The organism is Streptomyces sp. NPDC088730 (assembly GCF_044751215.1).
GTDB lineage: Bacteria > Actinomycetota > Actinomycetes > Streptomycetales > Streptomycetaceae > Streptomyces.
In genome coordinates this window covers 1-1,137 of record NZ_JBIVLK010000040.1, presented here as the reverse complement: position 1 = coordinate 1,137, position 1,137 = coordinate 1, and the positions used below count along the sequence as shown (strand labels likewise).

1 protein-coding gene is annotated in these 1,137 nt (G+C 66.0%); it reads left to right on the top strand.

All coding sequences use genetic code 11. The features are described 5' to 3' along the window. The coding region (locus ACIP89_RS37780; RefSeq protein ID WP_401934165.1) for an adenosylhomocysteinase at nucleotides 1-1,137 on the top strand (1,137 nt) is incomplete at its 5' end.

The following is a 1,137-nucleotide window of genomic DNA, read 5'->3' as shown; positions in this document are numbered from 1 at the left end:
GGTGTTCCGGTCTTCGCGTGGAAGGGTGAGTCGCTGGAGGAGTACTGGTGGTGCACGGAGCAGGCGTTGACCTGGCCGAACACTCCCACCGGCGGCCCGAACATGATCCTGGACGACGGTGGTGACGCCACCCTCCTCGTCCACAAGGGTGTGGAGTTCGAGAAGGCGGGTGCGGCGCCGGATCCGTCGACCGCGGACAGTGAGGAGTACGCGAACATCCTCACGACGCTGAACCGCACCATCGCTGAGTCCCCGCGGAAGTGGACCCGGCTGGCGTCCGAGATCCGCGGTGTGACCGAGGAGACGACCACGGGTGTGCACCGGCTGTACGAGATGCACCGTGAGGGCACCCTGCTGTTCCCGGCGATCAACGTGAACGACGCGGTGACGAAGTCGAAGTTCGACAACAAGTACGGCTGCCGCCACTCGCTGATCGACGGCATCAACCGCGCCACCGACGTCCTGATCGGCGGCAAGACCGCCGTGGTCTGCGGCTACGGCGACGTGGGCAAGGGCTGCGCGGAGTCGCTGCGCGGTCAGGGCGCCCGGGTGATCATCACGGAGATCGACCCGATCTGCGCACTCCAGGCGGCGATGGACGGCTACCAGGTCGCCACCCTCGACGATGTCGTGGAGCAGGGTGACATCTTCGTCACGACGACGGGCAACAAGGACATCATCATGGCCGCGGACATGGCCCGGATGAAGCACCAGGCGATTGTCGGGAACATCGGTCACTTCGACAACGAGATCGACATGGCCGGCCTCGCCGCTGTGGACGGCATCGTCAAGGACGAGGTCAAGCCCCAGGTCCACACCTGGACGTTCCCCGACGGCAAGGTCCTCATCGTGCTCTCCGAGGGCCGCCTGCTCAACCTCGGCAACGCCACGGGCCACCCGTCCTTCGTGATGTCCAACAGCTTCGCCGACCAGACCCTCGCCCAGATCGAGCTGTTCACCAAGCCCGAGCAGTACCCGACCGACGTCTACGTGCTGCCCAAGCACCTCGACGAGAAGGTCGCCCGCCTCCACCTCGCCGCACTCGGCGTGAAGCTCACGACGCTGCGCCCGGAGCAGGCGGCGTACATCGGTGTCGAGGTCGACGGCCCGTACAAGTCCGACCACTACCGCTACTGA